Origin of the sequence: Stenotrophomonas sp. BIGb0135 (genome assembly GCF_024810105.1) — a bacterium.
Taxonomy (GTDB): domain Bacteria; phylum Pseudomonadota; class Gammaproteobacteria; order Xanthomonadales; family Xanthomonadaceae; genus Stenotrophomonas; species Stenotrophomonas maltophilia_AB.
Genome location: NZ_JANUDX010000005.1, coordinates 254,698 through 262,823 on the forward strand (window position 1 = coordinate 254,698; position 8,126 = coordinate 262,823).

At 68.6% G+C, this 8,126-nt stretch carries 8 protein-coding genes; 7 read left to right on the forward strand and 1 reads right to left on the reverse strand.

Going from position 1 to position 8,126, the window contains the following annotated elements; genetic code table 11:
* The first annotated feature begins 10 nt into the window (after positions 1-10).
* From M2421_RS13190 to M2421_RS13215, 6 genes are all read left to right on the forward strand, one after another.
* Complete coding sequence (locus M2421_RS13190; protein WP_259207392.1) at positions 11-1,453, forward strand: SH3 domain-containing protein; 1,443 nt, start codon at positions 11-13, stop codon at positions 1,451-1,453.
* Positions 1,450-2,556 (forward strand): dipeptide epimerase, encoded by a 1,107-nt coding sequence (locus tag M2421_RS13195; RefSeq protein WP_259207394.1) that lies wholly within the window; start codon positions 1,450-1,452, stop codon positions 2,554-2,556. The genes M2421_RS13190 and M2421_RS13195 overlap by 4 nt, the downstream gene beginning before the upstream one ends.
* 174 nt (positions 2,557-2,730) lie before the next feature.
* Positions 2,731-3,579 carry a MurR/RpiR family transcriptional regulator gene (locus M2421_RS13200; protein ID WP_259207395.1) on the forward strand — a complete coding sequence of 283 codons (849 nt, stop codon included), beginning with the start codon at positions 2,731-2,733 and terminating at the stop codon, positions 3,577-3,579.
* Between the two features lie 30 nt (positions 3,580-3,609).
* Complete coding sequence (locus M2421_RS13205; protein WP_259207397.1) at positions 3,610-4,419, forward strand: hypothetical protein; 810 nt, start codon at positions 3,610-3,612, stop codon at positions 4,417-4,419.
* The gene (locus M2421_RS13210; RefSeq protein ID WP_259207399.1) at positions 4,416-5,714 is read left to right on the forward strand and encodes an amino acid permease; all 1,299 of its coding nucleotides are present in this window, start codon (positions 4,416-4,418) and stop codon (positions 5,712-5,714) included. The genes M2421_RS13205 and M2421_RS13210 overlap by 4 nt, the downstream gene beginning before the upstream one ends.
* Positions 5,715-5,821: 107 nt before the next feature.
* Complete coding sequence (locus M2421_RS13215) at positions 5,822-6,169, forward strand: hypothetical protein (protein WP_259207404.1); 348 nt, start codon at positions 5,822-5,824, stop codon at positions 6,167-6,169.
* 26 nt (positions 6,170-6,195) lie between these two features.
* Here the strand turns inward: M2421_RS13215 and yiaA are convergent, their stop codons facing one another.
* A complete protein-coding gene (yiaA, locus tag M2421_RS13220) occupies positions 6,196-6,633 on the reverse strand; it encodes an inner membrane protein YiaA (protein WP_259207407.1) in 438 nt (145 codons plus the stop codon).
* A 176-nt stretch (positions 6,634-6,809) separates the two neighbouring features.
* On the opposite strand from yiaA, the gene M2421_RS13225 reads away from it, so the two are divergent.
* Entirely contained in the window at positions 6,810-7,958 is a 1,149-nt protein-coding gene (locus M2421_RS13225) for a PQQ-dependent sugar dehydrogenase (protein WP_259207409.1), read from the forward strand.
* Positions 7,959-8,126 lie beyond the last annotated feature (168 nt).

Genomic DNA, 8,126 nt, shown 5'->3' on the forward strand with positions numbered 1-8,126 from the left:
CGCCGCCTGCATGACCGCATCCCTTACCTCGTCGTGGCGCTCGCCCGCGCGGCACGTGCTGGGCCTGCTGCTGGCCGTGGCCAGCCTGCCCACCTGGGCGGCGGACACGCCGGCACCCGATCCCGGCGCGCCGCTGCCCTACGTGGTGGGCCTGCACGAGGCCTACCTCACCCCGCAGTACTGGGCTGCGCGGCTGCCCTCGCCGGATGCCCTGCTCCTGGATGCAGCCCAGATCGCCGCGCAGAACGCGCGCATGCGCGCCGACGACGCCTCCATCCAAGACCTGCGCGCCCTGCCTGCGCAGCTGCCGCGTGCGCAGGTACGCGCCGCCATCCAGGCACTGTCCAACTGGCCGACCAAACCCAGCTTCGGGCAGGACGGCCAGCCGCTCGATGCACGCCAGCGCGCGCAGGCCACGGCCAACCTCGCCCTCGATGCGATCCCCGCGCAGCGACCGCTGCGCTACGGCCTGGTCACCCAGCGCGCCGCGTTGCGCGCGTTCCCGACCACTCTGCGGGTGTTCACCACCCAGGGCGACACCGATATCGACCGCATGCAGGAATCGGCGCTGTTCCCCGGCGACGCGGTCGCGGTGCTGCATGAAAGCGCGGACGGCCAGTGGGTGTTCGTCACCAGCGAACGCTATTCGGCATGGATGGAGAAACGCTACGTCGGCATCGGCGATGCGGCCACGGTGCTGGGCTATGGCCAGCGCGGGCCGTATCGCGTGATCACCGGCGCCACCGCGTTCACCGCCTACACCCCGGACGAACCCCGCGTCTCGCGCCTGCAGTTGGACATGGGGGTGCGCCTGCCGGTGCTAGCCGACTGGCCGCAGGCCACCCCCGTCAACGGGCAGCAGGCGCATGCCGCCTACGTGCTGCAACTGCCGGTGCGCAACGAGGATGGCAGCCTGGCGCTGGTGCCCGCGCTGCTGCCGCGCGCCCAGGACAGCGCCGCCGACTACCTGCCGCTGACCCCGCGCCATCTGCTCACGCAGGCCTTCAAGTTCCTGGGCGAGCGCTACGGCTGGGGCCATGACTACGGCACCCGCGACTGCAGCGGCTTTGTCTCGGAGATCTACCGCAGCTTCGGCGTGCTGGTGCCGCGCAATACCAGCGCGCAGGCGGTGAGCCCGGCACTGGATCGGATCGCGTTCGATCCGAAGGACGGCAAGGCCAGGCGCGCGCAGGCAGTGAACCAGCTCCAGGTCGGCGACCTGGTCTACATCCCGGGCCACGTGATGGTGGCCATCGGCCATGTCGACGGGCGCACCTGGGTCATCCACGACACCGCGGGCGGCAGCTGGTTCGGCGCCGACGGCACGCGCGTCCAGGCGCATCTGAACGGCGTGTCGGTCACGCCACTGGAGCCGATGATGGCCAGCGACACCGTCAGCTACATCGATCGCATCACCAACATCCAGCGCCTTCGAGCCAAGACCCCTGAATGAAGATCACCGACATCGAACTCGGCATGCTGCGCGTGCCGCTGAAAACCCCGTTCAAGACCGCGCTGCGCACGGTGGATACCGTCGAAGACGTGGTGGTGCTGGTGCGCACCGACAGCGGCCACACCGGCTACGGTGAAGCGCCGGCGACGGCGGTGATCACCGGCGACACCCATGGCTCGATCATCGAGGCCATCAACAGCTTCATCAAGCCGCGCCTGATCGGCCAGGACGTGGCCAACCTCAACCGCGTGTGCGCGCTCATCCAGACCTCGCTGGAGCGCAATACCAGCGCCAAGGCGGCCGTGGAAATCGCCGTCTACGACCTGTGGGCGCAGCTGCACAACGCGCCGCTGTACCGCATGCTCGGTGGTGGCGACCCGGTGATCACCACCGATATCACCATCAGCGTGGACTACATCGACAAGATGGTGGCCGACTCGCTGTCGGCGATCGAACGCGGCTTCGAGTCGCTGAAGATCAAGGTCGGCAAGGACATCGGGCTGGACATCGAGCGGGTCAAGGCGATCCACGCCGCCGTGCAGGGCCGTGCGCTGCTGCGCCTGGACGCCAACCAGGGCTGGACCGCCAAGCAGGCCGTGCACGCGATGCGCGCGCTGGAGGATGCCGGGGTGGTGCTGGAACTGCTGGAGCAGCCGGTCAAGGCGGCCGACATCAGTGGCCTGAAGTACGTCACCGACCGGGTCAACACGCCGGTGATGGCCGACGAAAGCGTGTTCAACCCCGGCCAGGTGGTCGACCTGATCCAGCAGCGCGCCGCGGACATCATCAACATCAAGCTGATGAAGACCGGTGGGCTGTCCAATGCGATCCGGATTGCCGACATCGCCGCCATCTACGGCGTGCCGTGCATGATCGGCTGCATGATCGAGTCGAGCATCAGCGTGGCCGCCGCCGTGCACCTGGCCGTGGCCAAGAGCGAGGTGATCACCAAGGTCGACCTGGATGGCCCGTCGCTTGGCCAGTTCAACCCGGTCACCGGCGGGGTCAACTTCAACGAGTCGGAGATCACCATCAGCGATGCACCGGGACTGGGCATCACCGAGGTACGCGGGCTGGAGATGATCACCCCGCCGCGGTGGTAACCCGGACATCCACGCGGTTGGCGTCACCGCGTCCACCTGGCCGGGCGCGCCGACCCGGGGTAGAGCCACCCCATGGGGGCTCTTTCGCGCGCTCCTGCCCGGTGCAGCCGACCAGAGGTCGGCTCTACCGGGTGCATTGCGTATTCTCTCCCTAACGGACCTGACGCCCTTTCCATGCCGCCCCTGGTGAAAATCCGCTCCGAGCGTGACCACATGTCGGCGATCGAACGCCGCATCGCCGACTTCATCCTCGACAACGCCCACCTGCTGCGCGACTACTCCTCACAGCAGCTGGCCAGCGCGCTGGGGATCAGCCAGTCCAGCGTGGTCAAGTTCAGCCAGAAACTCGGCTTCAAGGGCTACCCGGACCTGAAGTATTCGATCGGCGAAGCCGTGGCCCGCGCCGGCAACGGCACCCAGGCACAGGCGCCGGTGGCCAGTGACGGCGATGACTACAGCCGCATCGCCGAGCGCCTGCGCCTGAGCAAGGCCGCGGCCGAGGAAGAAACCCGGCTGGCCAACCCGCCGGCCGACGTGGAGGCGATCGTGCGCCTGCTCGACGGCGCGCCCAAGGTGTTCGTGTACGGGCTGGGCGATGACGGCCTGTATGCGCGCGAGTTCGCCATGCGGCTGTCGCTGCTGGGCATGCTCACCGTGCACCACGCCGACCCGATCCTGATGATGGCCAACCTGTCGGCCGCCCGCCCCGGCGATGCCATGCTGGTGTTCTCCGAGTTCGGCAAGCTGCCGCAGCTGTTCCAGTTGTCGCGGCAGTTCCAGGACGTGGGCGGCAAGGTGGTCTCGATCACCCGGCACAGCGCCAACCCGCTGCGTGCGCACGCCGACGCAGCGCTGGTGGTCTGCGCCCACGACCCGGCGCCGCACATCGCGCAACTGCTGTACCGTGCGTCGTTGCAGTCCCTGCTGGACTTCGTCTTCGTGCTGTTGTGCCACGCCAACCCGGACCGCCACCGCCAGCTTGGGGTGAACCTGGAACGGATCGAACACCTGATCGATACCTGATCGACACCTGGTCTTTTGGAGTCCGCCACGATGCTGCCGATGTTCCGCTCCGTATTCGCCGTCGTGCTGGCCGCCAGCGCCCTGCCCGCCAGCGCGCTCACGCCGGCGGTGGCGCCCTTGCAGGACCACCAGCAGATGATCGTGGTCATCACCGACGGCTGGGACGCCACAAATGGCCGGTTGCAGGCCTATGCGCGCACTCCCCGGGGATGGGTACCGCACGGTGACGCATTCGCGGTGGCCGTCGGCCGCAACGGCAGTGCCTGGGGCGTGGGCATGCTGCCGGCCCAGGGCAGTGCCCCGCATCAGCCGGGTGACCCGGTGAAGCCCGGCGACCCGGTGAAGCAGGAAGGCGATGGCCGCAGCCCGGCCGGCATCTTCAACATTGGTCCGGCCTTCGGCTATGCACCGACGATCGCCACGGCCCTGCCCTACCAGCCGATGCAGGCCAGCAGCTACTGCATGGACGTCCCCGATTCGCCGTACTACAACCGCATCGTCGATGCCGAGGCGGTGGGCGCCGACGCGGTGGAAGGCTCCACCGAACCGATGCGGCTGGACCTGCACAACAAGGGCGACGTGCGCTATCGCGAGGGCTTCGTGATCGAGCACAACCCGAAGGCCGAACCCCGCCGCGGCAGCTGCATCTTCGCCCACCTGTGGCGCACGCCCGGTGAGCCGACCGCCGGCTGCACGGCAATGCAGCCCGGGCACATGCGCAGTCTGCTGGCCTGGCTGGACCCGGCCCAGCGGCCGTTGTTCGTGCTGCTGCCGCGCGCGCAGTACCAGCAGCTGCAGTACGACTGGAACCTGCCGGTTCAACCGGACGCCGCGTCATGAGCGCCCCGGCCGATCCGCAACTGGAACGCGCGGTCAGCCGCTGGCAGATCGTCGGGCTGTCGATCAACGACGTGATCGGCAGCGGCATCTACCTGCTGCCCGCCGCCACCGTCGCCCTGCTCGGGCCGTTCAGCCTGTGGGGCGTGGTCGCCGCCGGCATCGTGGTGGCCTTGCTGGTGCTCTGCTATGCGCAGGCGGCCAGCTACTTCGACGAACCCGGCGGCAGCTACCTGTATGCACGCGAGGCGTTCGGGCGGTTTGCCGGGTTCGAGATCGGCTGGATGATCTGGCTGACCCGGATCAGTTCGGCGGCGGCCTTGAGCAATGCACTGGCCGATGCGGTTGCACGCTTCTGGCCATGGGCCGGGCATGACCTGGGCCGCGTGGCGATCATCGTGGTGTCGCTGGGCTTCCTCACCGCCGTCAACGTGGCGGGCGTGCGCTCGGCCGCGCGCACCGGTGTGATCCTGGTGATCGGCAAGCTGGTGCCCCTGCTGCTGTTCGTGGCGATCGGCGCGTTCTACGTGGACATGGACCTGGCGTTCTCCGGCGTGCGCCCGGACCCGCATGACCTGCAGCGCATGGGCGAGGCGGCGTTGCTGCTGCTGTACGCCTATGCCGGCTTCGAGAACATTCCGGCCGCCGCGGGCGAGTACAGGAACCCGCGCCGCGACATCCCGTTCGCGCTGATCACCATGATCGTCAGCGTCACCGTCATCTACGGCGCGGTGCAGCTGGTGGCGCAGGGCACGCTGGCCAACCTCGCGGCGTCGCCGACGCCCCTGGCCGATGCGGCCTCCAGCTTCGGCGGCGAAGCGCTGGCGCTCATCCTCACCGTGGGCGCCACCATTTCCATCCTGGGCACCAACAGCAACACCATGATGATGGGCCCGCGCTTCCTGTTCGCGCTGGCCCGCGACGGTTATGGCCCCAAGCTGCTGGCCAACGTGCACCCGCGCTTCCGCACGCCGGCCGCGGCCATCGTCACCCAGGGCGTGATCGCGCTGGCCCTGGCCCTGTCCGGCTCGTTCGTGCAGCTGGCGCTGCTGTCGATGACCACCCGCCTGTTCGCCTACATCGGCACGGCGGCCGCCGTGCTGGTGCTGGCGCGGCGCTTCCGCGACCGTCCCGGCGCGTTGAAGCTGCCCGGTGGGCCGTTGATTCCGGTGTTGGCGCTGCTGCTGTGCGTGGCACTGTTCGTCAGCGCCAGTTGGCAGAACATCGCCGCGGCCGGTATCGCCTTCGCCGTGGGCGCGGTGATCTACCTGCTGCCGCGCAAGGACCGGCCGGCCTGAACGGCAGCCTCGCGGTGAAGCGTGCTTGATCCAGCATTCACCTCGTCGGTCCATGGCGTTAACCGGCCGCTGGGTAGGGTGGAACCTCACCCAACCGGAGCCATCCCATGCCTACTGACTACCAGATCCCCGGCCGGGTGCCGGAAGACGGCGTGCCGCGCCAGGCCGTATCGGACTACTGGCGTGAGCGTTTTCCCAGCGAGCCGTATTACGACAACACCCAGTTCTTCGATGACTACGAGCCCGCGTATCAGCTGGGCCACAACTCGCGCGCAGATGATGTGATCCGCGCCTACGAGCAGGTCGAAGCGGAGCTGGAAACGCGTTGGGCGCACGAACGTGGCAAGAGCAAGCTGACTTGGGAACAGGCGCGCAACGCCGTGCGCCGCGGCTGGGATGAATCCACCGCGCTGCGCCAGTCGCACCTGGACAAGGGCGTGCCGCGCGGCACCTGAGCCCGCGCGGCATCCCCGGGGGTGACTCAGTCGCTGCTGGGCAGCGGCGGCACCTCGCGTTCACGACCACCCGCGGCCATCAGGTCGCGGGTGTTCTTTTGTACGGCCACCGCACCGAACAGACTCAGCGCGAAGGCCATGCCGTAGAAGCCCTTCTCGCTGAGCAGCAGGGTGGCATTCCACAGCCCGACCAGCAGCAGCAACAGCGAGACCATCAGCGCGAACCAGCACAGCGCGTAGTACAGCCCGCTCACCGGGATGTCTTCCACCCGGTCGCGCACGCTCTTCTGCAGCGATACCGCGGCAAACAGGCCGAACAGCAGCAGGGTGAGGTAATAGCCCTTCTCGTTGAGGGCCATCTCGGCGTTGAACAGGCCGATCAGGTAAGCGACCGCGCCGAGCAGCAGCGCGCTCCACGAGGCGGCGATGAAGGCCGGGGACGGTTTGTGCACCTGTTGCTTCATGGATCCAACTCCCTTTGATGGCGGCAAGCCGCACGCGCCGCCCCACGGGCGGCCGGCGCCAACGTTAGCCGATCCCGGTGCGCGCGCCTACCGGCAGTGACGTATGGTGCACGCGGTGTTGATGGGCTTGCTGTACAACGAGGGCTGGCCATCGCATCCCCACCCGGAGATACCTCATGACCCGCAAGCGCCTGCTTTCGCTCGCCGTCGCCCTCACCCTGCCCGTGTTCACCACCGCCTGCGTGGCCGCCGACAAGGCCGCCGCCCCCGTGCTGGAGAAGGCCCAGTGGCCGTTCGCCGCCACCGAAGTGACCCGCTTCGACGAACCGTGGGCGATGAGCTTCCTGCCCGATGGCAGCCTGCTGGTCAGCGAAAAGGCCGGCGTGCTGCAGCACGTGGACCTGACCACCGGCAAGGCGGCCCGCATCACCGGCGTGCCCAAGGTGGCCTACGGCGGCCAGGGCGGGTTTGGCGATGTGCTGCCGCACCCGGGCTTCGCGAAGAACCAGTGGGTGTACCTGAGCTACGCCGAAGCCGGCGATGGCGCCACCAGTGGTGCCGCCGTGGCGCGCGCGCGACTGGTGCTGGCCGCCGATGGCAGCGGATCGCTCAATGACCTCAAGGTCATCTGGCGCCAGACCCCCAAGGTGGAGGGCAAGGGCCATTACGGCCACCGCCTGGCGTTCGGCCCGGATGGCAAGCTGTGGATCACCTCCAGCGAACGCCAGAAGTTCGACCCGGCCCAGGACATGGCGGCCAACCTCGGCAAGATCGTGCGCCTCAACGACGACGGCAGCGTTCCGGCCGACAATCCCTTCGCCTCGCAGGGCGGCGTGGCCGCGCAGGTCTGGTCGCTCGGCCATCGCAACGCACTGGGCATCGCCTTCGATGCACGCGGCAAGCTGTGGGTGCATGAAATGGGCCCGGCCGGCGGCGACGAACTCAACCTGATCACGCGCGGCGCCAACTACGGGTATCCGATCGTCTCCAACGGCAACCATTACGACGGCCGCGAGATCCCCGACCACGCCACCCGCCCGGAATTCGCTGCCCCCAAGGTGACCTGGACCCCGGTGATTTCGCCGGCCGGCTTCATCATCTACAGCGGGTCGCTGTTCCCGCAGTGGACGGGCAGCGGCTTCATCGGCGGGCTGTCGTCCAAGGCGCTGGTGCGGGTGGCCTTCGACGGCGACAACGCCCGCGAGGCCGAGCGCTTCGACATGGGCGAGCGCATCCGCGAAGTGGAACAGGGCCCGGACGGTGCGATCTGGCTGCTGGAAGATGGCAAGAACGGGCGCCTGCTGAAGCTCACTCCGAAGGCGTGAGCACGCGGGGTGGCGGCCCCAGGGGCGGCCCCCCCCGGGGGCAGCCCGCACCCGGGCGCTGCGCCCCCGGGGCGGGGGGGGGACCAAGGGGGGTTGCCCGCCAAACACGGCGCCCCCCAGGACGCACACACACACAGCGCCAACAGGGAAGGCGAGCAAAATCACAGA